The following is a 22,136-nucleotide window of genomic DNA, read 5'->3' as shown; positions in this document are numbered from 1 at the left end:
ACTCGGCAGATCGACAGCAACCCGGGCTCGACGCGAGGACGAGTCGTCGATGGACGTGATCGACTCGCCCGCGGGCGAATGCGCGAGCGGACGGCCCAGGATGCGTGAGTCGCGGGAGCGAGCGACTGCGACGAATGAGCTTCAACGGGAGCCGCGTGGAGGTCGCTCGCTGCGCCGCGACTGCGAGGATCCTCGAGGGCCGGGTCGTGAGGGACGCGGGCGAGCGACTGCGACGAGTGGCGACTGGGCGAGCGCGGCGCTGTGACGGCAACCAGCGCTCGTGGATGGTGCGGATGAGCCGCGCGGCGGTCGCCCGCTGCCGCGCGGCTCCGGGGTTCACGAAGGTGAGCGACTGCTACGAATGGCGGCGACGGCGACGCAGGGCGATCAGGGCCAGCAGCGCGAGCGGCCCGCCGGCGGTCGCGTCGCTGCGGCAGCCGCAGCCGCCGTCGTCGTCGGTCGCGGGCGAGGTGTCGCCGGCGGTGGCGCTGCTGCCGTCGGTGGCCGATTGCGTGGTGTTGCCGGTCGACTCGCCGAGCGACGTCTCGCCGTCGGTCCCGCCCGGGTTGGTGGTGGTCGGGCCGTCGGAGCCGCCGGTGGTGGGCTCGCCGGAATCACCGGAGGTTGGCTCGCCGGTGGTGGGTTCGCCGGTCGTGTCACCGGTCGTGGTGGTGTCGCCGCCGCTGCCGCCGGGGACCGGCAAGCCGCCGTTGCAGCCCTCGCCGTCGTACTCGATCGCGCCGATGTCGGGCGCGCCGTCGCTGCGATCGTTGCCGCAGTAATCGTCGGTCACCTCGGGCACGGCCAGGCCGAGGTCGACGAACGCGGCGCCGTCGACCAGCGTAAAATCCTGCGCGGCCGGGTCGGCGAACCACGCGGCGAACTGGTCGAGGGTGGCCTCGACCACGTTGTTCTGCTTGTCGGTGACGGCGCCGTCGCGGTCGCGGATCTTGCCCATCAGCAGGTTGTTGTGGACGACGCCGGTGGTCTCGGCGAAGCGCATGTCGATGCCGGCGGTGTTGTAGAGGGTGTTATTGAAAATCTTCGAGTCGGCGCCGGCGTTGATGTAGATGCCGACGTCGGAGCAGTTGAGGATCAGGTTGTTGCGCACGATGCCGCGCTCGTGCTCCGGCTTGCACGCGCCGTCCTCGCAGATCATGTCGGGGCCCGAGCCGCCGCCGCCGAGCGACAGGCCGAGGCGGACCTGGCCGCTGTGGAGCAGCTCGCACACGACCAGGTTGCGCTCGATGATGCCGTCCTTGGCGTGGCCCTTGAGGAAGGCGCCGTAGCTGATGTTGTCGCCGCCGCCCTTGGCGTGGTCGTGGATGAAGTTGCCGCGGAGGATCCACCGCTGGCCGCCGACGACGTCGATCGGGGTGACCGGGTTGGAGGTGTCGCGCGGGGCCTCATTGAAGAACTCGTTGTACTCGACGACGACGTCGTCGGGGTGCTCGTAAGAGTTGTTGGGCCCGATCGGCTCGCCGTTGCCCTTGATCATGGCGTTGAAGCCGTGCAGGCGGTTGCCGACGATGTGGGTGTTGCTGGCGGCGCCGGTGACGTGAAAGGCGTGCTCGCAGTCGCTGTCGGCGGCGCAGATGCCCTCGATGTCGAGGCCCTCGAAGCGCCAGTACGGGGCGCGCACGTGGAAGCCCTCGAGCGAGTCGAGGCGCAGCTTGGCCGCGCCCTGCTCGGCGGCGCGGACGACGATCGGGGCGTCGGCGGTGCCGGGCGTCTCGCAGGCGATCTTGCCCTGATGCACCTCGTAGTCGCCGGCGGCGAGGACGATGGTGTCACCGGGCTGAGCGGCGGCGATGGCGGCGAGGAGGGCGTCGACATCGGCCACCGGCACCTCGGCGGCGTGGGCCGTGGCGCTGGCGAGGGCGAGGGCGAGAGACGAGGTCGCGACATGCAGCAAGCGATGCATGCGGCGACGGTAACACCGCCGGCCGGGGCGCTGCTGCGCGCACGACGGCGCGCGAACTGCAGCGCGGGGCATGCACGCGCAGACATCGGCGCGCGGGCGCGCGGCCGGGCAAACCCCTTGCGCGGGCCGGCGTCCCTGCCTAGCCTCGGGTCCCCGCGACGTGGCCCGCGGGCGGTTCGGTCATGGCGAAGCAGCGCGACAGACAGGGGCTCCGGCCGGTGCAGGACGTGGTCGGGCGGCTCCGCTTCGACGCGACGTTCGACGTGCGTCGGTTCGTGGTCGGCTACGAGGAGCGCTTCGCCGGCGTGCGCGAGGCGCCGCTCGCCGAGTTCCTGGCCGGCGACAACGAGATCCCGTGGCACCGGATCTTCTTCATCAAGGCCGGCGAGCTGATCGTGTGGGATCGCCGGGCGCGTATTGACCTGGTCTTCGGGTCAGGTGACAGCCCGGCCGCAGATCACGCGGCGATCGCCCGCGCGTGCGCGCCGGCGCCGGTCGCCGCGCCGGCGCCGACGCGGCGCAGCAAGCCTCGCCCGGGCCCGGCGGTGTTCGAGACGCGGCCGTGCTTCCGCTTCGACCCGTCGCGCGGGGCCTGGCTGCCGGTAGCGGCGACGGGGCTCCACGAGGCGCGGGTGGAGGCGCTGCAGGTCGCGACCTACAACGTGCTGTTCGACCTCTACGAGCCGGAGCAGCTGTACAGCGAGGCGCGCGCGCCGGCGTGCGCCGAGCTGCTGCGCGAGCGCGAGGCCGACATCGTCGCGCTGCAGGAGGTGACGCCGCGGCTGTGGACCGAGCTTTTGACGGCGCCGTGGCTGCGCGAGAGTTACTACGTGTCCGCAGGGCCAGACGCCGAGGGGCTGCAGCCGTACGGGCAGGTGCTGCTGTCGCGCTGGCCGCTGGCGCTCGAGCTGCACGAGTTCTCGGCGCGCAAGCGGCTGGTGGTCGGGCGCCTGGCGCTGGCGGGCCGGCGGCTGGCGGTCGCGGCGGTGCACCTGACGAGCAACCGCAAGGCCGACGCGGACGACCGCCGCGCCGAACAGCTGGCGGTGCTGGTCGAGCGGCTCGGCCGCGCCGACGTCGACGACGCGCTGGTCCTCGGCGACCTCAACTTCGGCGACGGCGAGGAGGACCAGCAGCTCGCGCGCGCCGGCCTGGTCGACGTGTGGCGCGAGGTTCACCCGCACCACCCGGGCTTCACCTTCGACCCCGAGGCCAACCCGCTGGCGCGGCTGGCCAGCCGCACGGGCAGGGCGGCCCGCTTCGACCGGGCGCTGTTGCGCTCGCCGGCGGGGGCGCTGGCGCCGATCGACGCCACGCTGTTCGGTGACAAGCCCTTCGGGACAGGTCCTGAAGGACAGGAGATGTTCGCGTCGGATCACTTCGGCGTGTGCGCGCTGCTGCAGGTGGTCGCCGACGCCGACATGGCCGCGCGCCGGGCCCGGCTGGCCGCGGCGAGCCCGGTGCACCGCAGCGCGCTGGTGGTGATCCCGCCGGCGGAGGCGTGGCCGGCGATCCAGGCGATCCGCGCCGAACACGACCCGAGCCACGGGCGCTGGATGCCGCACATCAACCTGGTGTACGGCTTCGTGCCGGAGGCGCTGTTCGCCGACGCGGCCGCGGCGTTGACTGCGGCGCTGCGCGGGCTCTTGCCGCTGCGGATCGCGCTGAAGGAGGTGCGCCGGTTCGACCACCGCGGCAGCGCGACGGTGTGGCTCGAGCCGGTCAGCGATCCTCCCGTGGCGCTGATGGCCCTGCAGGCGGCAGCGGCGGCGCTGTTTCCCCTGTGCGACGAGCAGTCGTCGCGCGGGCCGGGCTTCGTGCCGCACCTGACGATCGCCAAGCTGACCGGCAGCGAGGCGGAGATCGCGGCCGCGATCAAAGGCTGGCGGTCGAGCTGGCGCGCGCTGGAATTCACGGTCGAGGCGGTGCACCTGATCAGCCGCCGCGAGGACGAGCCGTTCGAGATCCGGGCGTCGGTGCCGACCTGTCCCGAAGAACAGGAAATCACGGAGGGCCCGTGGGGGAGCTTGCCGCCGTTCGGCCGCTGGCCGTCGCCGACGCACGAGCGGGTGACGGCGGCGTTCAAGCGGGCGACTGCGGCGGTGCAGGAGCGGTCGCAGCTGCACGTGGTCGGCTCGGCGCGGCTCGGAGTGGCCCGGCCGGACGGCGACCTCGACCTGGTGTGGGCCGGCGCGGACGGGGTCGACCGCGCGGAGCTGTTCGCGGCGCTGACGGCACGGCTGGCCGCGGCCGGCGAGCTGCTCGCGGTGCGCACCGTGAAGAGCGCGGGGCTGCCTGTCCTGAAGTGCAGGTTCGAGGGGATCGCGGTCGACCTGCAGTACGCCGGGCTGCCGCCGTCGCTGCAGTCGCGGGCGCTCGGGTCGCTCGACCCGGGCGAGCTGGCGATCCTCGACGAGGCCAGCCGCCGCGCGGCGCTCGGCTGCGTCGACGCCGACTCGCTGGTGATCCTGGTCGCCGAGTACTACGATTCGAGCGTGTTCCGCGAGACTCTGGCGCGAGTGCGCGGGTGGGCCCGCGCGCGCCAGCTCGACGCGGGGGCGTGGGGGCTGCTCGGCGGCTACACGTGGGCGCTCGTGACCGCGTGGGCGGTGCGCGCGGCCGGCGAGGCGGGCGTGGCCGCGGAGCCGGAGGCGCTCTTGCGCCATTTCTTCATGCTGCTGGCTGCGCGCACGCCGGGCGCCGCGATCGCGTTCGAGCCGCCGCCGGAGCCGAGGGGCGGGCGCAAGCCGCTGTGGCCGATCTGGACGCCGACGCCGCCGTCGTTCAACTCGGCGCGCCACGTGACCCGCTCGACGCTGACGCTGCTGCACGCGGAGCTGCGCCGCGCGCCGACGCTGCTGGCCGCGGGCGATCCGGCCTGGATGGCGGCGGTCGATCCGTCGGCGCATCCGCGGCGCGTCGAGCTGAGGCTGCAAGGAGGCGGCGAGGCGCGGGCGGAGTGCGTCGGCTGGCTCGAGGGACATGTGATGGGATTGCTGCTGGCGCTCGAGGACGCGGGGGCGCGGGTGCGGCCGTACCCGCGGCCGCTGCGGGCCGGCGAGGCCTGCTGGGCGGTCGGGCTCGAGGGCGGGGAGCCGCCGGCGATCGCGGCGGCGGCGGCCTCGTTCGCGGGGGCGTTCGCGAGCTGGGCGGATCGGCCGGAGGGCGCGGAGCTGCTGGTGCAGCCGGTCGAGTGAGGCCCGGGCCGGGTTCCATCCGGTTGCAATCAGCTTTTTCCCGCGCGCTCGCGCCCACGAAAAGCCGAGCGCGACCGCTCGCGCGGGCGGGAAAAGGCCGTTTGAATCACTTAACCGCGACCCTCCGCGATCAATCCCGCGTCCAGCTCGGCGGCACGCGCGAAGGCCGGATGCGCGCAGACGCGATCGATGTAGGCGCGGATCGCCGGCAGCTCGGGCACGATGCCGAAACCTGTGGTCCAGCGCAGCGCGCTGCCCCACAGCACGTCGGCGGCGCTGAAACGTTCGCCGAGCAGGTAGTCGCCGCGTCCGAGCTGTTCGACCAGCGTCTGCAGCATCGTGCCGTAGCTGCCGTAGCCAGCGGTCGCGGCGTCGATGTCCGGGCGTTTCATCGCGTGGTCGACCACCGCGGGTTCGAAGCTCGCGCCGTAGAACGCGATCCAGCGCAGATAGGAGCCGCGACGTGGATCGTCGAAGGCCGGCGCCAGTCCGGCCGCCGGGAACAGGTCGGCCAGGTAGATGTAGATCGCGACCTGCTCGGTCACCACCGTATCGCGATACCGGATGGTCGGCAGTTTGCCCAGCGGATTGAGCGCGAGGAATTCCGGCGTGCGGTTCGCACCGGCCTTGAAGTCGATGAACCGCACTTCGTACGGCGCTCCGAGTGCTTCGAGCAGCACACGCACGCCGGCGGAACGGGTTTGCGGATTGTGGAAAAAGGTGATGATGGGCTCGCTCATGGTGGGCCTTCCAGGTGGGTGGGGATTGAAGAGAGACTAGCGCCCATTGCGGACAGCTTCTGTCCTCGATAGCCTTGGGCATGCTGTCCACCTCGGCCCGCCTGCTGCGCCTCGCCAGTCTGCTGCAATCACGCCGCCATTGGTCGGGAGCGGCGCTGGCGGAGACTCTGGACGTGGACACGCGAACCGTGCGGCGCGACGTCGATCGTCTGCGCGAACTCGGTTACCCGGTCGAGGCCTCGGCCGGTATCGGTGGCGGCTACTCGCTCGGCCGAGGTGCCGATCTGCCGCCGCTGGTGCTCGACGACGACGAGGCGGTGGCGCTGGCGATGTCGCTGCGCGTCGCCACCGCGTCCATCGGCGGCATCGAGGACACCGCGCTGCGCCTGCTTGCGAAGCTCGACCAACTGTTGCCGGCGCGACTGCGGCGGCGCGCATCGGCGTTGCATGCGGTGACGATTGCGCTGCGCATGGGCGAGCCGCTGGCGAATGCCGACATCCTGACCGGCATAGCGACCGCGTGTCGCGATTGCCTGACACTGGAGTTCGCCTATCGCGATCATCACGGCGAAGCGAGTCGTCGGCGGGTCGAACCCCTGCGCGTCGCGAGCTACGGCCGGCGCTGGTACCTGATCGCCTGGGACCTGTCGCGCAGCGACTGGCGCACGTTCCGGGTCGACCGCATCGTGGCCCGGCCGATCACCGGCGCCGTCTTCGCTGCGCGCACGCAACCGGCCGATGTCGCTGCACACATCGAGCGCGGGATCGCCTATGCGCCGTTCGCCTGCCGGGTGACGCTGCGCCTGAGAGGGAGTGCGACCACGCTTGCGTCCCGCATTCCCACCTGGTGCGGAATCCTCGAACCGGATGGCGCACGCCACAGCCTGCTGCGAGTCGGGGCCGACAGCATCGAAGCGCTGGTCGCACAGCTCGCGATGGTGGGGCAGGATGCGGAGCTGATCGAAGGGCAGGAATTCGTCCCGCAGATGGAGTCGGTGCTGAGCCGGCTCGGTGCGACGCTCGCATCGGGCGTCGGACGCACTCAGCCGACGACGACGGCTCGCCGGTCGAAGCCGCCGAGCCGTGCGCAGCGACGCTGACGATGTCCGCGCCAGCGTCCGCCGCCTTCGCCCGCTCCGGTCGCTCCGGCGACGAGACCCGCCGCGTCCCACGCGGGGAGCGCCGAGGATGTTTTTGGGGACATGCCGATACAGACATGTCCATGAGGACATCTGTAAGATTGGGTGATTCGCGCGGCTGCGCCTGTGCGGGGCAGCCGCGCGCCTCACAGCTCAGGGCACGTTGGCGGCGCCCGGGGACGGTGCGGCGGTCAGCTTCCAGTCGGCGCCCATCTGGTTGGTGTCGATGCCGTTGGGGATCCGGGCCAGGGAGCCGGTCGCGCCGTTGTCGACGAGGTTGGCGAACACGCCTTCGACCAGGTTGAAGGGGCCGACGCCCATGAAGGTCACGCCGTTGATCTCGCCGGCGTAGGACAAAGCGTCGATGTACTGCTTGCTCGGCACGTGCACCAGCGCGACGCCGTCGGGCGAGCCGTTTTGAAGGATGACGCTCATCATGCTGGCGACCAGCTTGAGCTGACCGTTGGGGACGGTCACGTTGCCCCACACCACGACCAGGTACTGGCCGGCGGCCAGGGTGGGGAACGACGCGCCGAGGTCCACCGCCGAGTAGGGCGCGTTGCCGTTGCCGTTGACCGGCACCAGCCAATGGCCCGTGAGGTTCACCGGTCCGCTCGAGACGTTCAAGATCTCCACGAACTCGGCGTTGTCGGTGCCGGGCTGGTCGTAGTCGACCTCGTTGATCACCAGGCACTGCTTGGGGCAGGGGCCGCCGCAGTCGACGCCGAGCTCGCCGGCGTTCTGGACGCCGTTGACGCACAGGCCGAGGGTGCAGGCGTTGGTGCAGGCGTCGTCGTTGTTGGCGTTGGCGTCGTCGCACTGCTCCTGGCCGGCCCACACGATCCCGTCGCCGCAGGTGGCGGGCTTGCAGGCGTTGGTGCAGGCGTCGGTGGCGATCGTGTTGTCGTCGTCGCACTGCTCGACGCCGGCGTGGAGCAGGCCGTCGCCGCAGGTGGCGTCGACGCACTCGAGCACGCAGGCGTCGGTGTCGTCGGTGTTGCCGTCGTCGCACTGCTCGACGCCGACGTGGAGGACGTTGTCGTGGCAGGCCGCGGGCTGGCAGGTGGCGAGGCAGGCGTCGCTGCTCGACAGGTTGCCGTCGTCGCACGCCTCGCCGGCGCCGGCCTGGACGAAGCCGTCGCCGCAGGCGGGCAGGGTGCACGTGAGGGTGCAGGCGCCGGTGTTGCTGTTGGCGTCGCCGAGGTCGCACGCCTCGCCGGGCTGCTTGATGCCGTCGCCGCAGGTCGCGGGCTTGCAGGCGCTGGTGCAGGCGTCGTCGTCGCTGGTGTTGCCGTCGTCGCAGCCCTCGCCGGGGCCCTGGTCGCCGTCGCCGCAGACGTTGGCGAGGCAGCCGGCCCTGCAGGCCTTGCCGGGGCCGTTGTTGGGGCCGTCGTCGCACTGCTCGACGCCGGCTTGGACGAGGCCGTCGCCGCAGGTCGCGTCGGCGCAGGCGAGGGTGCAGGCGCCGGTGTCGCTGTTCTGCGGGCCGAGGTCGCAGCCCTCGCCCTCGCTGGTCTGCTCGAAGCCGTCGCCGCAGGCGGGCAGCTTGCACAGGTCGGTGCAGCCGTCGTCGTTGTCGCCGTTCTGGCCGTCGTCGCAGGCCTCGCCCGGATCGAGGACCGCGTTGCCGCAGGCCTCGAGCTTGCACGCGGCGGAGCAGCCGTCGCCAGGCTCCTGGTTGCCGTCGTCGCAGGCCTCGTCGGGGCTCTGGTCGCCGTCGCCGCAGACGTTGAGGGTGCAGTCGGCCTTGCAGGCCTTGCCGGGGCCGTTGTCGCCGCCGTTGTCGCACTCCTCGAGGCCGTCGCCGGTGCTGAAGACGTGGCCGTCGCCGCACACTGCGAGCTTGCATTCGCCGGTGCAGGCGGCGGCGTCGGCGTTGTCGGGGCCGTCGTCACACTCCTCGCCGGCGCCGAGCTGCAGGAAGCCGTCGCTGCAGGTGGCGAGGGTGCAGGTCTCGGTGCATTCGTCGGTGCTGTCGGTGTTGCCGTCGTCGCACTCCTCGCTCGGGCCGACGACTGCGTCGCCGCACGAGGCGAGGGCGCAGGTGTTGCTGCACTCGTCGTCGTCGACGTCGTTGCCGTCGTCGCAGCCCTCGCCCGGGCCCTTGGCCCCGTCGCCGCAGACGTTGTCGGTGCAGTCGGCCTTGCAGCTGTTGCCGTCGGCGTTGTCGGCCCCGTCGTCGCACTCCTCGTCGGGACCGGCGTCGCCGTCGCCGCAGACGTTGAGGCCGCAGGTCGCGTTGCACGACTTGCCCGGGCCGTTGTCGGCCCCGTCGTCGCACGCCTCGCCGACGTCGAGCATGCCGTCGCCACACACGCCGTCGCCGCCGGTTTCGGTGTCGCCGGTGGTGGTGGTGGTCGTGCCCGTGGTGGTCGAGGTTTCGGTAGTGGTGGTGGTCGGTTCGGACGTCGAGGTGGTGGGGACCGTGGTGGTCGGCGGGGTCGTGGTCTGGGCCTCGGTGGTGGTATCGGTGCCGCTGCTGCTGGTGTCGGTGTCGGTGCCGCTGGCGGAGGGGTTATTCGGGCAGGCCGTCAGCCACAGGCTTCCGAGCAGGCCGAGGCTCCAGCGCCGGGGCGCCGAGGGACGAGAAACGCTGCCAGCTATGATTCGAACGCGATGCATCGCGCGGAAGCTACCACAGCGACGCTCGCGGCCGGCGGCGCGGGCAGGACGGCGATCGCAGGTGGGTGACTGCGTCGCGGCGGTGCGACGTCGGCGTCGCGACGCAATCGCGAGCCGCGGCTGTGGCGGGGCGCCGTGGCGGGATCTCCGAGCACGCCGCGCGTGAGGTCGCGGGCCGGCCTCTCGCGAGATCGATCTGCGGCCGGCGATTGGTCATTCGCTGGCCCGCATGAACAGCGCGGCGTCGTGGGGTTCGGCCGGCGACGACGTCGGCGAGTTTGGACGGGGAGGCCGGCCGCGGGAGCCCGCGGTGGGGTCGATGTCGGCGACGAGGGCGGGGAGTGCAGGCGGGGCCGAGGGGGGTGGTCCGGGGCGCGCGACTGCCAGTCAGCTCCACGTGGGCCGCCTTGCATCATTGCAGTCAATAATCGTGAGCGAACTCAGGGCGAGTCGAAGGCATGTGTGGTCTTTGAGTCAGGCGCCGTAAAAAATGCGACCGCCGATCCGCGCGGCGAATGGTGGTAGCGCGGCTGTGCGGATTGTGACGTGAGCTCGCGGGCGACGATTGCGAGGAGTTCGCGCGCCGTCCGACGCCGGCCGTCCGGCCGCGGGCGCGCTGCGCAGGCGGGTACGCGGAGGTTCGCGGGGCGCGGGCTCTCGATCGCCACTCGGGGTGACGGAAGGCCGGGGTGCCGGAGAATGAAGCGGCAGGCCATGCACGTCGCGGCGACCGAGCACGAACCCGCGTCGGTCGTCCCGTCGGCCGTCGAGGCCCCGTCGGCCGGCGGCCTCACTGTTGCTCGCAGACCGCGAGTCGCCGGCGCGGTCCGCACGCGCCGGTGCGGTCGCAATCGCGGACGGCGGCGCGGGGGCACCGCCTGGAAACAGTGATAGTCGACGTATTCGCGGGGGGGGCGGCGCGGTGGCGAGCCGACGGCGCTGCGGCCGGTGCAATTCGCCCTGTCGAAGGTCGCGCCGGCCCCGCGTGACCCGAGTATGATTCGCCGCGGTTGCGGTGGCGGTGCGCTGACGCGTCGTGAGCGTCGTTTCGGCAGATGGATCTGCGGGCATGCGGCCAATGGGCGTTACGAAATCGACTGGCGGCAAGCAGAAGGACGACCATGGAATCGAGCGACGTCAAGTTCAGCGTCTCGCATCTCGCGGCCCAGGCGGTCGTGTTCGCGGTGGTCGAGCAGGCGCGGGCGCTCGGGGTGCCGCGCTCGGTGGCGGTGCTCGACGCGAGCGGGGTGGTGATGGCGCTGTGTCGCATGGCCGGCGCGCCGCTCGTCAGCTCCGAGGTGGCGCAGAGCAAGGCCTTCACGGCCCTGTTCGGGCCGTCGCCGCCGAGCGAGGTGCTGCCGCCGGGGGTGGCCCGGCTGCCCCGGCTTGGCTCGGTCGGCGCGGGGCTGCCGATCGTGGTCGAGGGGCGGGCGATCGGGGCGATCGGGGTCGGCGGCGGGACGGGCGAGCAAGACCTCGAATGCGTGCAGGCCGGGCTGGCGGCGCTGCGCGAGACGGGAGCGCCGCGGGAGCACAGCGCGGCTTCGTGGGAGCGTCGCGCGGGGGTGGACGGGCGCTGAGAGCCTGGCCTTCGGGACAGGGAGCGCAGCGAATCGATGCGAGGTGGACGGGCGCTGATGGCCTGGCCTTCGGGGCAGGCGTGGACGAAGCGCTTCAGGACAACATGTCTTCAGGGCCAGGCGACTCGGCCCTGGCGCTCGAACCACCAGTAGAGGCCGCAGATGACCATCGAGTTGATCACGGTGTCGCCGACCTGCGGGCGCAGCTCGGCGGGGCTGCACAGGACGATCTCGATGTCCTCGCCCTCGTCGAAGGCGGTCTCGCCGGTGCGGCGGCAGCCCTCGGCGAGGACGGTGTAGCAGCGGTTGCCCTGAAACGCGGCGTTGGGGGCGACCTCGCCGAGGCGGACGATCGAGGCGGCGGAGTAACCTGTCTCTTCGAGCAGTTCGCGCGCGGCCGCCTGCTCCGGCGTCTCGTCGGGCTCGATCGCGCCGGCCGGCAGCTCGAGCTCGAAGCGGCGGGTGCCGTGGCGCCACTGGCGGACCAGCACGAGCTGACCCTCGGGGGTCAGGGCGACGAGGTTGACCCAATCGGGCGCGTCGAGGGTGACGTAGGGCCGCAGGCTGCCGGTGCGCGGGTGCTCGGCCTCGATCTCCTGCAGGCGGAAGATCGGCGTGGTCGCCAGCTCGCGGCTCTTGCCGTAACGGAAGGGCTTCAACGTGGTCACGCGGGTGCTCCGCGGCCGACGTTAGCACGGGGCCGCGGAGCGAGGCCGCGAGGCGCGATCACGCGGCGGAGTCGTGGCCGCGCAGGCGCGCGCCGAGGTAGCGGATCGAGTCCCACGCCATGTAGGCGTAGCCGAGCAGCCACGGCAGGTTGGGCGCGTAGAACAGGAAGAAGGTGTAGGGCGACTGGTAGCGCATGTCGGGGTAGCCGGTGACGTGCGCGGCCCAGAAGTAGAGCACCACCGAGTAGGCGAGGTACGAGCCGACGAAGAGCTGGAGGATGTGGCGGTAGTACACGCGCTGGACGATGGCCCACAGCAACCAGACGTTGACGATCTGGGTGATGAAGACGTTGATCTGCTCGAGGCCGATCGCCATCGGCGTGACCTTGTCGTAGTACGCCCGGTCGGCGTCGCCGTAGATCTGGAACAGCCTGGCGAACAGCTCGTGGTCGGCGCGGGCGACCAAGCTGTCGTTGTAGACGATCCAGTAGAGCTCGAGCGAGAAGGCGATGCAGAGGAAGAACGCCAGCAGGCCGATGATGACGCGGTCGCTCGTGGACATTTTGTCGGGCGTGGACATGGCGGGCGGAGTCTAGAGGCCCGGCGCGCGCGGCGTTGCCGGCCGGATCACACCGCGCGCCGCGGGATGCCCCGATGAGAAGAGCCGCGGCGCGCCGAGGATCGGCCCGCGAGCGCGTCGTGGCAGCGCGCGGCGGAGCAACTGCGCCGCGGCGGCGCGGATGGGTCGCACGTGCTCGTGCGCGACGCGTGCGAAGGGGTCGCGGCGATCGCGGGTCACGGCTCGCTGCACGAAGGCGGGGCGCGCTTGACCGCGAGGCGCCGGCGTGGTGCAGGTCAGCGCGGGCGGGTCGCGTGGGTGACGTCGGCGATCGCGTCGGCCAGCGCCTGGTAGCGCTCGGCGAAGCGGGCGTCGACGTGGAGCGTGCCGCGGCCGGTGGCGGCGTTGTAGAAGCTGCTCTCGACCCGCGCCTCCTCGGTCTCGTTCGGCAGGCGGACGAAGCCCTCGATGAGGAATTGACCGCCGTGTTCGGCCTCGCGCTTCAGGCCCGTGACGCGCACCAGCAGGGTCGCGCCGGGCTTCTCGCCGTAGAGCTCGACGGTGCCGCCCGCGGGCAGGTCGAGCAGCTGGTCGGTGCCGGGGTTGGCCGGGTTGGCGGGGTTGTTGACGATGTCGATCGACTGCGTGGCCATGCGGCCGATGGTAGCAGCGCGGGCGGCGACCGCGGTGTTGGCAGATCCGCGCGCCCGCGGCGGCGCTATGCTCGGGCCCGTGGTCGTCCACCCCGAGGAGTTCTTCCAGCTGCCGCTCTACTTCGACCTCGGCGCGACGCTGCTGTTCGGGCTCAGCGGCGCGCTGCTGGCGGCCCGCCGCGGCTACGACCCGGTGGGATTGTTCGTGGTGGCGCTGGCGACCGGGGTCGGCGGGGGGCTCCTGCGCGACGGGCTGTTCCTGCAGCAGGGCCCGCCGGTGTGCGTGCAGGACAGCCGCTATTTGCTGGTGGTGCTGATCGCCAGCGTGTTCGGCTACTTCTTCGCCGCGGCGCTCGACCGGATCCGCGGGCTTTTGTTCGTGGTCGACGCGATCGGCCTCGGCACCTACGCGGTGGTCGGGGTGCAGAAGTCGCTGGCGCTCGGGCTCGGCGTCGGCGCGGCGAGCTTCATCGGGGTGCTCAACGCCGTCGGCGGCGGGCTCTTGCGCGACGTGCTGGTGCGCGAGGAGCCGTTCCTGTTCAAGCCCGGCGAGTACTACGCGCTGGTGGCGGGCGCCGGGGCGACGCTGTTCTGCGGGCTGACCGTGGCGCTCGAGTGGCGGCCGCCGCGAGCGGCGGCGGTGGCGATCGCGGTGACGTTCGCGCTGCGGGTGGTGTCGCATCGCTACGGCTGGGTGACGCCGCCGGCGCGCACGGGGCCGCACCCGCGCGTGCAGGCGCCGCTGCGGCCGGACCGCGAGTGAGCGGTCAGCTGGCGGCCAGGTCGCTGCGGCCGATCCACCACGTGGGCAGGTCGCCGAGCTCGTCCGGCTGGATCGCGTCGTGATCGACGTGGATGCCGTGGACGAGGTCGTTGGCCGGCGGGAGCTGCAGCATCTGATAGCCGCGGCGCTGGACGTCGACCTGGGCGATGCCGGACTTCCAGTAGTTGCGGAACTTGAGGCCGCGGTACAGCTGCGCGCTCGTCAGCGGCAGGCGGCCGACGTAGAGGCCGGGCGTGAAGCCGGCGGCGGCGACCGCGGTGTACCAGGCGTTGCCGTACGTGAGGATGTCGCCCGCCGGCGCGCTGGGGTCGACGCCCTCGACGTCGGTCCACACCGTGAGCTGCGCGGGAGCGCCGAGCTCGGCGAGGTGACGGGCCGCGAGGGCGCCGTCGCTGCTGCCGAGCGCCGCCGTCGGCGACCAGCCGGAGCGGCGGACGTGCTGGACGATCATCAGCGCCAGGCCGGCGCCGAGGATCCCCCGGGCCTCGTCGCGCGAGATGTCGGACTCGCCCTCGGTCGCGCTGTGGCTGACGTAGCGGACGCAGAAGCGATAGCCGTCGGCGACGAACTTGCGCGCGACGTCCGGCCCCACGACGACGTTGGTATCGAACCCCCGCGCCGCCGCGGCGCGCTCGACCAACCCGAAAGCATCACTCATTTTTAAAAGAACTCCTCTTCGCGGTCATGATGCGACGAGCGAGGGCGGCGGCGTCAAGCCGCGATTGCGCGCCCGGACGCTGGGCGCCCGCGAACGCGGGCGCCCAGCCGCCGGTGAATCGTCGTTATCGCCGGGGCCGCGGCGCTGCCCTCATTGGGGGATCGGCGGCGGCGGTTCGAAGCCCTGGACGATGTAGATCCGGTCCTGGCCGGCGCCCCAGGTGAGGAACATGAAGTCGCCGGTGAGCGGCTCGAAGTAGGCGCCCCACGGGCTCGGGAAGTCGAGGTAAAAGTCCTTGCGCGACTCGGGCAGCGGATCGCCCAGGTCGTCGACCTGGTAGACGCCGACGGTGCCGGCCGACCACTCGGAGACGATCAGGTGGTCGACCTCGAACCCGGGCGAGCCCTTCGGCACGTAGGCGAAGCCGCCGGGGCCGAACGGCAGGGCGGCGGTCTGCTGGGCGTTGGCGAGGGTGAAGGTGTCGCCATTGGCGGTGCGGTCGAGGTGATACCATTTGCCGCCGGGCCAGGTGATCGTGCGCATGCCGCCGGGGTCGAGGAAGCCGGGCGGGACGAAGCCGAGGCCGCTGACGGAGTTCTCGACGCCGAGCGCGGCCATGTCGGTGGCGACGGCGGGGGCCATCTGGCCGGGCAGCAATTGGCCGATCTGGTTGATCGGCCAGGCGGTGTAGAACATCAGGCCCGACTCGACCAGAGCCAGGTTGGCGTCGACGTAAGGTGTGTCGGCGACGAGCTGGGCGACGCCCTTGAAGTTGACGATGTGGTCGCAATTGCCGCGCACGACCTCGATCGCCCACACCTTGCCGGTGGCGGTCTCGGAGTCGCCGGCGACGAGGAGGACGTCGGGGTCTTCGCTGGAGATCGCGCAGCCGCCGAGGCGCGAGTCGGTGGGGATGCCCGGGACCTGGCCGAGCTCGTAGGTCTTGTAGAACTCGGCGAACTCGGGCGCGAGCACGACGTCGGGGCCGGCGGGGATCGGCGGCTCGTCGCTGCAATCGATCGGGCCGCCGGTGGTGGTGCCGGGCTCGCCGGTGGTGGCCGTCGTCGCCGTCGAATCGTCGGTGGTCGAATCGGTGGTGGTGCCGGGCTCGGCGGTGGTCGTGGTGGTGGTGCCGGGGTCGGTGACCGTGACTGCGGTCGTCGCGGTGGTGCCGGTGGTCGGCGGGTCGGCGGTGGTCGAATCGGCGGTCGCAGTGGCGGGACTCGTGCCCGTGGGGTCGCCGGCGGTGCCTGCGGTCGGGTCGCCGGTCGGGTCGCTGCTGTCCGTCGCCCTCGTGCCCTGATTGCCAGGACAGGCCGCGACGGCGAACCCCGCCACCACCCATGCGATCGTCGTATGCATCTGCATCGCCCGCGAGTCTACGCGAGGGCCCGCGCAGGGCCGTCTATTTGCACATAAATGGGGGATCCACGGCATTTTGGCCGTTGTGGTCCCGACCCCCCAGTATGGCCGCGGGGCCGGCGTAGATTGCATCATCGACAGCTGCGCGGCCCGTCGGCGGAGCGGCGGTGCTGACATTGCGGGGTCGCGAATGCGAGGAGCTCGGGGCTCGACCTCGTCGCGGCGGACAGGTGTCACGCGCGTCGAGCCGTCGGTCGCGCGGCGCGCACGGCGTCGCTGCACCGACACGCGCTCGCCGACGTCGGCGCGGCATGCGAGCGCCGCGCAGCTGCGCGAGCGCGAGGCCCGGCGAGCACGCGCGGGGCGCGATCGAGCGCTGGCGCCGTCGGGCGAGCGAGGGTGCGGACGCGCCGAATTGTTTCGCTGCGTCGCCGGTATCCGCTGGGCGCCGAGCGGCATACAAGGCCGCATCGGCGCTGCGACGAGATTTTCGTTGACGTGGCCGCGGACCTGGTCTTTTCATGGCGGGGTGCGCCGCAGGGGTCGCTGTTTCCGTTTCGATGTCATCCTCCTCTCGCTCGCGCTCGCGGCGGGCTGTCACAAGGAGTCGACGCAGACGCCGTCGGGCGACGACTCGTGTTTCGGCGCGCAATGTGTCGAGCAGGCCGAAGCGGCCATGTTCTACAAGGATTACGACAACGCCCGCGAGCCGCTGACGGCGGTGTGCGAGAAGAACGACGGGTTCCAGTGCTTCCGCCTGGCCGAGCTGTACCAGCACGGTCGCGGCGGGCCGGTCGACCTGGCCAAGGCGGCGGAGGTGTACGAGAAGTCGTGCGCGAACGACTACCCGGAGGCGTGCGAGCGCCGCTCGGACATGGCGCGCGAGGGGACGGGCACGCCGCAGATCGAGCTCGAGTTCGCGACGAAGGCGTGCGCGGGCGGCCGGCCGGCGGCGTGTACGCGGGCGGGCCAGCAGCTGCACGCCGGCCGCGGGGTCGAGGCCGACCTGACGCAGGCGATCGAGATGTACCAGAGCGGCTGCAAGCTCGGCGACATCGACGGCTGCACCGGCGTGGGCGACCTGCTGTTCTCGCAGAGCTCGGCCGACGCCAAGATGCGCGGGGTGAACGCGTACATCAACGCGTGCGTCGGGCACAGCGCGTACGGCTGCTTCAAGGCTGCCATCGCGTTCCACGACGGCACCGGCACCAAGCGCGACGTGGCCAAGGCGGAGCAGCACTTCGCCAAGGCGTGCGAGTGGCAGATCGACGACGCCTGCCACGTGGTCAAGCAGCTCAGCGCGTCCGGGGGCCAGCCGGTCGAGCTCGAGCTGACGACGAAGGTGGCCGAGCTGGGCGCGGGCGGGCTCGAGACGCGCGACCTGGCGTGCCGCATGGCCGCGCAGGGCGAGCCGGCGCTGGCGAAGGTGGTCGCGGGGGTCGCCAAGGGCAAGGACTCGCTCGACTCGTGCGCGAAGGAAGGCGCGGCGCTGGCGGTGAAGTGGGAGTTCGAGGACGGCAAGCTGCTGCAGGCCAAGGTGGTCGGCAAGGCGCCCAAGAAGGTGAAGGAGTGCGTGGCCTACGTGCTGCGCAAGAAGGCCAAGTTCTCGCACTCGGGCACCTGCTCGGCGGTGTTCCTGGTCGGCGACCCGGACGGCGCGGCCAAGGCCCTGGCCGCGCGGGCCAGCGCGCCGGCCGACGACGGCCGGGTCCACGTCCGCATGAGCGCCGAGGACGAGGAATAGCGCGCTCGCAGGAATTCGCGCGCCGGGCTCGCGGATGAGCCCGGTTGCCGGCCGCGCGTCCGCGCGGTACGGTCTGCCGATGATTGGCTTGCGACACCGCTCATTCGCGGCCGCGCTCGCGTTGCATTGCATTGCGACGAGCACGGCCTGCTCCGACACCGGCAAGGGCACCGACACGGACGCGACGACGTCGACGAGTTCGACGAGCACGACGACGGACGCGACGACGACGACGACGACCGGCCCGACGACCGACGCGACGACGACGACGTCCGACGGGACCGATGCGACGACGGTGCCGGGGACGACGACGCCGACCACGACCGACGGGACGGGAGATCCCGACTACCACCGCGAGTGCCAGCCCGGGGACTTCGTGTGCGACGGCGACCTGGGCTGCGAGGACGCGACGCTCCCGGGCGAGTGCTACAAACCGTGCACGCCCGACGGCGAGGTCGGCGCCGCCGACAGCGAGTGCGACGAGCCTGAGCGGCCGTTCTGCAGTCAGGTCGGCCTGGCCGACGGCGGCGACTTCTCCTGCAACTCGTGCGTCCACATCTGCATGGCCGAGCCGCAGAACCAGTGCGACTTCGGGGCCGACGAGTGCCCGTAGCGGCGGTCTCACGTGCAGACCGCGTCTGCGCGCGTGGAAGCGGGAGCGGCTATATTGCGAGTCGTATGCGCCGCGTGTCCGTCCTCGCAGTCTTGCTGAGCGCCTCGGCCTGTACGATCCGCGAGCCCGGCAAGGGCAGCGACGGCGACGTCACCTCCGAGGCGTCGAGCGGGACGAGCACGGATGCGAGCGGGACGAGCACGAGCACGAGCACGAGCGGGACGAGCACGAGCACGGGCGAGCCGACCGGCGAGTCGCCGTACGAGCGCGATTGCCAGCCGGGCGACTTCGTGTGCGAGGATTGGGACTGTGGGGGCCCGGTCGAGAACGGCGAGTGCTACAAACCGTGCACGCCGAGCAACGGGATCGGCGGGTTCGACAGCGAATGCGACGAGCCGGAGCGGCCGTTCTGCAGCCAGATCGGGCAGACGCTCGGCGGCGACTTCGACTGCAACGGCTGCGCGCACGTCTGCCTGGCCGAGCCGATCAACTACTGCGAGTACGGGGAAGAGCAGTGCAACGGCTAGTGCGCTGATCGGCGGCGCAGGGGCGGGATGGAGCTGTTCCGAGGGACAGCTTGCGAGTCGCCGTGGGCCGGGGCCCGCGGTGGGGTGCATCGGCGTCGCAGTCATTCGCGGAGGTCACGGGCGGATCCGCGTGCGCGGCCGCGGAGACCCCATGGATCGCCGGATAGCGCCAGGCGGCCCGCTCGGCCATGGTGCTCGGGTGCGGCGGGACAGAGTGGCGCGGGGACTGGTGGCGGCGGCGATCGTCGCCGGCGGTTGCAGCGATCCAGCAGGCACGGACTCGGCGAGCGAGGCGACGGTCGAGACGGCGAGCGAGGCCGGCGGGACCACGCTGCCGACCACGGGAGCGACCGAGGGCGAGGCGCCGACGGGGACCGGCACGACGGGCGAGCCGCTCGGTCCGTGCGAGCAGGCGCATCCGGGCGAGCAGGTGTTCCGCCGGCTCAGCCACAGCGAGTTCAACGCGACGGTGATCGACCTGTTCGGCGCCGAGGTGGTGAAGAGCCCGGCGGCGCGGCTGGCCTACGAGGGCGACAGCAACGGTTTCACCAATGACGTCGCGCTGCTGACGGTCTCGTGGCAGCACGTGTATACGTACCTCGGGGCGGCGGAGGCGATCGCGGCCGACGTGGTGGCCGTATTGCCGCAGCTGCTGCCGTGCGCGGGCGATCCGGCAGCGGACCGCGGGTGCGCCGGCGAGTTCGTCGACGCGTACGCGGGGCGGGCGTACCGGCGGCCGCTGGCCGACGGCGAGCGCGAGGGGCTGCTGGCCAGCTACGACGACGCGATCGCGGAGGGCGAGGGGTTCGCGGAGGGCGTCGAACTGGTGGTGACGCGAATGCTGCAATCGCCGCAGTTCCTCTACCGCGTCGAGCTCGGGGCCGGCCCGCACGACGGCGCGGCCGACCGCCTCACGCCGTACGAGACCGCGGCGCGGCTGTCGTATCTGCTGTGGGGCTCGATGCCCGACGCCGAGCTGTTCGCGGCCGCCGAGCAGGGCTCGCTGGCGACGCCGGAGGAGTTGGTGGCCCAGGCCGAGCGCATGCTGCAGCACCCGCACGCGCGTCGGCGGGTGCGCCAGCTGCACCGCGAATGGTTGCACCTCGGGACGGTGCGCGGGGTCCAGCGCGACGGCGGGCTGTTCCCGGGCTTCGATGGCCTGAAGGACATGTTGGTCGCGCAGGCCGAGCGGTTCGCCGAGCACGTGCTGTTCGACGCCGAGGCCGCCGACCTGCGGACCTTGCTGACGGCCCCGTACGCGCTGCTCAACGCCGATCTGGCGCCGCTCTACGGCGTCGACGCGGCGGCGGCGGGGCTTTCGGCGGAGGACGGCGATCCGCAGACCGACGAGTTCGAGGTGACGCCGCTCGACCCGACGCAGCGGGCGGGTATGTTCACCCACGCGGCGATCCTCGGGGCGCTGGCCAAGCCGAACGCGCCGGCGCCGGTGCTGCGCGGCAAGTTCGTGATCGAGCGCCTCCTGTGCGGCCAGACGCCGCCGCCGCCGCCCGACATCGTCATGCAGCCGCCGGCGGTGGAGTTGGGCGACACGACGCGCGCGCGCTGGGAGGCGCTGACGGAGGCGGACGGCACGACGTGCGCCGGCTGCCACGCGAGCATCAACCCGCCGGGGCACGCGTTCGGCCACTACAGCGCGATCGGCGGGTGGATGGCCGACGAGGGCGGGGCGGCGATCGACGCCTCGGGCAGCCTGGCAGGTCAGGGGATCGAGGGCGAGTTCGCCGACGCGGTCGAGATGATGCACCTGCTGGCCGACGCGCCGGCGGTGCGGGCGTGCGTGCTGAAGCAGTATTTCCGCCACGCGTACGGCCGCAGCGTCGGCGCCGGGCAGGACGCGTGCACGATGGACGAATTGGCGGCGCGGTTCGACGGGTCGGACGGCGACCTGCGCGATCTGCTGATCGCGCTGACGCAGACCGACGCGTTCCGGTTCCGGCCGCGGGCAGGAGGCAATTGATGGCGCGCAATCGCATCAGTCGACGCACCGTGCTGCGCGGGGCCGCGGGGGCGATGATCGCCCTGCCGCTGCTCGAGGCGATGGGCTGCGACGAGCCCACGGGCGGCGGCCCGCGAGCCCGCAGCGGCCGGGCCGCGCCGCCGCGGCGCTTCCTCGCCACCTACATCCCCAACGGCATGGCGCCGGCCCAGTGGTGGCCGAGCAATGTGCAGAGTGAGGCCCAGTTCGACCTGAGCCCGAGCCTGGCGCCGTTCGCGGCGGTGCGCGACGACATGATCGTGCTGCGCGGGATCACCCTGGCTTCGGCGCTCCTGGGGGTCCAGGACGGCCACCGCGAGGGCAGCATGGCGCTGCTCACGGGCAGCAAGATCGGCCCGGAGTGGCGGGTCGACAACGATTCGCTCGACGTCCATTTGGCGAACCAGCTCGGCGCGGCGACCCGGCTGCCGGCGCTGCAGCTCGGGGCCGTGGGCGGGTGGGCCAATCACGGCAGCCTGTCGCACTTCAAGCACGGCGGCGGGCCCAATCGACTGGTCCAGCCGCTCGAGGTGTTCGCGCAATTGTTCGGCGACCCGGGCCTCGACCCGGCCGAGCTGGCGCGGCTGATCAAGCGCCGCAAGAGCGTGCTCGACCGGGTCGCGTCGGACTACGAGGCGCTGTCGCCGAAGATCGGCGGCGCGGACAAGCAGCGCATCGACGCTCACCTCGAGGCGATCCGCACCGTCGAGCTGACGATCGGCAAGGAGGTCGTGTGCGATCCGCCGGACCCGGGGGCGCTGGCGCCGATCGCCGACGCCGACCTGACGCCGTGGTTCGACGCGATGACGCAGCTGATCGTGCTCGCGTTCCAGTGCGACATCACGCGGGTGATCACGCTGACCTTCCGCAACGGCGGCGGCGGGGCCAGCTACTTCCCGTGGCTCGGCCTGTCGTTCGACGGCGAGCCCGACTACGGCTACCGCGAGCACCACGAGATCTCCCATTTCTGGGAGGACTTCGCCGACGTAGGCAACGGCGAGAGCAAGGCCGGCAACTTCCTGGCGATCCTCGACTGGCACCTCCAGCAGCTCGCCAAGCTGGTCGCCGCACTCAAGGCCGCGCCCGACGCCGAGGGGTCGGTGCTCGACCACACCGCGGTGCTGCACGGCTCCGAGCACAGCTGGGCCCACGACAAGAACGACATGCCGTTCCTGCTGTTCGGCCACGCCGGCGGGGCGTTCAAGCCCGGGCGTTACCTGCAGTACGGCGGGGTCCCGCACAACCAACTGCTGGTGGCGGTGATGAACGCGATGGGCGTGCCCGGGGACAGCTTCGGCGAGCCGTCGCTCAACGCCGGGCCGCTGCCGGGGCTCGGCTGAGCTTGGGCCGGTGGTCCATGGCATAAAAGA

17 protein-coding genes are annotated in these 22,136 nt (G+C 72.0%); 9 read left to right on the top strand and 8 right to left on the bottom strand.

Annotated elements, in window-relative coordinates; all coding sequences use genetic code 11:
* Positions 1-355: 355 nt before the first annotated feature.
* Entirely contained in the window at positions 356-1,924 is a 1,569-nt protein-coding gene (locus tag OV090_RS42465; protein ID WP_267710603.1) for an MYXO-CTERM sorting domain-containing protein, read from the bottom strand.
* Between the two features lie 182 nt (positions 1,925-2,106).
* Between OV090_RS42465 and OV090_RS42460 the strand changes: the two genes are divergently transcribed.
* Positions 2,107-5,121 carry a poly(A) polymerase gene (locus OV090_RS42460; RefSeq protein ID WP_267710602.1) on the top strand — a complete coding sequence of 1,005 codons (3,015 nt, stop codon included), beginning with the start codon at positions 2,107-2,109 and terminating at the stop codon, positions 5,119-5,121.
* A gap of 110 nt (positions 5,122-5,231) precedes the next feature.
* Here OV090_RS42460 and OV090_RS42455 read toward each other — a convergent pair whose 3' ends face one another.
* Complete coding sequence (locus tag OV090_RS42455; RefSeq protein WP_267710601.1) at positions 5,232-5,861, bottom strand: glutathione S-transferase family protein; 630 nt, start codon at positions 5,859-5,861, stop codon at positions 5,232-5,234.
* 80 nt (positions 5,862-5,941) lie between these two features.
* Here OV090_RS42455 and OV090_RS42450 point away from each other — a divergent pair, with 80 nt between their 5' ends.
* Positions 5,942-6,961 (top strand): WYL domain-containing protein, encoded by a 1,020-nt coding sequence (locus OV090_RS42450; RefSeq protein ID WP_267710600.1) that lies wholly within the window; start codon positions 5,942-5,944, stop codon positions 6,959-6,961.
* 192 nt (positions 6,962-7,153) lie between these two features.
* Here OV090_RS42450 and OV090_RS42445 read toward each other — a convergent pair whose 3' ends face one another.
* A complete protein-coding gene (locus tag OV090_RS42445; protein WP_267710599.1) occupies positions 7,154-9,622 on the bottom strand; it encodes a DUF4215 domain-containing protein in 2,469 nt (822 codons plus the stop codon).
* A gap of 1,121 nt (positions 9,623-10,743) precedes the next feature.
* Here OV090_RS42445 and OV090_RS42440 point away from each other — a divergent pair.
* Positions 10,744-11,202, top strand: a complete 459-nt coding sequence (locus OV090_RS42440) for a heme-binding protein (RefSeq protein WP_267710598.1) — start codon at positions 10,744-10,746, stop codon at positions 11,200-11,202.
* Between the two features lie 110 nt (positions 11,203-11,312).
* Here OV090_RS42440 and OV090_RS42435 read toward each other — a convergent pair whose 3' ends face one another.
* The 3 genes from OV090_RS42435 to OV090_RS42425 form a co-directional block, all read right to left on the bottom strand.
* On the bottom strand, positions 11,313-11,870 hold the full coding sequence (locus OV090_RS42435) for an NUDIX hydrolase (protein WP_267710597.1): 558 nt from the start codon (positions 11,868-11,870) through the stop codon (positions 11,313-11,315).
* Between the two features lie 58 nt (positions 11,871-11,928).
* Entirely contained in the window at positions 11,929-12,450 is a 522-nt protein-coding gene (locus OV090_RS42430; RefSeq protein WP_267710596.1) for an emopamil-binding family protein, read from the bottom strand.
* Positions 12,451-12,725: 275 nt separating this feature from the next.
* Positions 12,726-13,082, bottom strand: a complete 357-nt coding sequence (locus OV090_RS42425) for a hypothetical protein (RefSeq protein WP_267710595.1) — start codon at positions 13,080-13,082, stop codon at positions 12,726-12,728.
* Between the two features lie 79 nt (positions 13,083-13,161).
* Here OV090_RS42425 and OV090_RS42420 point away from each other — a divergent pair, with 79 nt between their 5' ends.
* On the top strand, positions 13,162-13,845 hold the full coding sequence (locus tag OV090_RS42420; protein ID WP_267710594.1) for a trimeric intracellular cation channel family protein: 684 nt from the start codon (positions 13,162-13,164) through the stop codon (positions 13,843-13,845).
* Between the two features lie 4 nt (positions 13,846-13,849).
* Here OV090_RS42420 and OV090_RS42415 read toward each other — a convergent pair whose 3' ends face one another.
* Together OV090_RS42415 and OV090_RS42410 are read right to left on the bottom strand one after the other, a co-directional pair.
* Positions 13,850-14,524 carry a glycoside hydrolase domain-containing protein gene (locus OV090_RS42415; RefSeq protein ID WP_267710593.1) on the bottom strand — a complete coding sequence of 225 codons (675 nt, stop codon included), beginning with the start codon at positions 14,522-14,524 and terminating at the stop codon, positions 13,850-13,852.
* A 150-nt stretch (positions 14,525-14,674) separates the two neighbouring features.
* Positions 14,675-15,892, bottom strand: a complete 1,218-nt coding sequence (locus tag OV090_RS42410; protein ID WP_267710592.1) for a hypothetical protein — start codon at positions 15,890-15,892, stop codon at positions 14,675-14,677.
* Between the two features lie 670 nt (positions 15,893-16,562).
* Between OV090_RS42410 and OV090_RS42405 the strand changes: the two genes are divergently transcribed.
* From OV090_RS42405 to OV090_RS42385, 5 genes are all read left to right on the top strand, one after another.
* Entirely contained in the window at positions 16,563-17,630 is a 1,068-nt protein-coding gene (locus tag OV090_RS42405) for a tetratricopeptide repeat protein (RefSeq protein ID WP_267710591.1), read from the top strand.
* Positions 17,631-17,718: 88 nt separating this feature from the next.
* Entirely contained in the window at positions 17,719-18,243 is a 525-nt protein-coding gene (locus tag OV090_RS42400) for a hypothetical protein (protein ID WP_267710590.1), read from the top strand.
* A gap of 65 nt (positions 18,244-18,308) precedes the next feature.
* Positions 18,309-18,770: a hypothetical protein gene (locus OV090_RS42395; RefSeq protein ID WP_267710589.1), complete on the top strand. Its 462-nt coding sequence runs from the start codon at positions 18,309-18,311 to the stop codon at positions 18,768-18,770.
* A gap of 199 nt (positions 18,771-18,969) precedes the next feature.
* Positions 18,970-20,748 carry a DUF1592 domain-containing protein gene (locus OV090_RS42390; protein ID WP_267710588.1) on the top strand — a complete coding sequence of 593 codons (1,779 nt, stop codon included), beginning with the start codon at positions 18,970-18,972 and terminating at the stop codon, positions 20,746-20,748.
* The gene (locus OV090_RS42385; RefSeq protein ID WP_267710587.1) at positions 20,748-22,106 is read left to right on the top strand and encodes a DUF1552 domain-containing protein; all 1,359 of its coding nucleotides are present in this window, start codon (positions 20,748-20,750) and stop codon (positions 22,104-22,106) included. Before OV090_RS42390 ends, OV090_RS42385 begins: the two co-directional genes overlap by 1 nt.
* The last annotated feature ends 30 nt before the right edge of the window (positions 22,107-22,136 follow it).

The sequence above is a fragment of the Nannocystis sp. RBIL2 genome, assembly GCF_026626745.1.
In the GTDB taxonomy this organism is placed as follows: Bacteria; Myxococcota_A; Polyangia; order Nannocystales; family Nannocystaceae; genus Nannocystis.
Note: the sequence above shows the minus strand (reverse complement) of the source record. Positions and strands in the feature narration are given on the sequence as shown.

Coding starts and splice junctions, on each gene's coding strand:
- OV090_RS42465 (WP_267710603.1), bottom strand. CDS start 1,924: ATGCATCGCTTGCTGCATGTCGCGACCTCGTCTCTCGCCCTCGCCCTC.
- OV090_RS42460 (WP_267710602.1), top strand. CDS start 2,107: ATGGCGAAGCAGCGCGACAGACAGGGGCTCCGGCCGGTGCAGGACGTG.
- OV090_RS42455 (WP_267710601.1), bottom strand. CDS start 5,861: ATGAGCGAGCCCATCATCACCTTTTTCCACAATCCGCAAACCCGTTCC.
- OV090_RS42450 (WP_267710600.1), top strand. CDS start 5,942: ATGCTGTCCACCTCGGCCCGCCTGCTGCGCCTCGCCAGTCTGCTGCAA.
- OV090_RS42445 (WP_267710599.1), bottom strand. CDS start 9,622: ATGCATCGCGTTCGAATCATAGCTGGCAGCGTTTCTCGTCCCTCGGCG.
- OV090_RS42440 (WP_267710598.1), top strand. CDS start 10,744: ATGGAATCGAGCGACGTCAAGTTCAGCGTCTCGCATCTCGCGGCCCAG.
- OV090_RS42430 (WP_267710596.1), bottom strand. CDS start 12,450: ATGTCCACGCCCGACAAAATGTCCACGAGCGACCGCGTCATCATCGGC.
- OV090_RS42425 (WP_267710595.1), bottom strand. CDS start 13,082: ATGGCCACGCAGTCGATCGACATCGTCAACAACCCCGCCAACCCGGCC.
- OV090_RS42415 (WP_267710593.1), bottom strand. CDS start 14,524: ATGAGTGATGCTTTCGGGTTGGTCGAGCGCGCCGCGGCGGCGCGGGGG.
- OV090_RS42410 (WP_267710592.1), bottom strand. CDS start 15,892: ATGCAGATGCATACGACGATCGCATGGGTGGTGGCGGGGTTCGCCGTC.
- OV090_RS42405 (WP_267710591.1), top strand. CDS start 16,563: ATGTTCTACAAGGATTACGACAACGCCCGCGAGCCGCTGACGGCGGTG.
- OV090_RS42395 (WP_267710589.1), top strand. CDS start 18,309: ATGCGCCGCGTGTCCGTCCTCGCAGTCTTGCTGAGCGCCTCGGCCTGT.
- OV090_RS42385 (WP_267710587.1), top strand. CDS start 20,748: ATGGCGCGCAATCGCATCAGTCGACGCACCGTGCTGCGCGGGGCCGCG.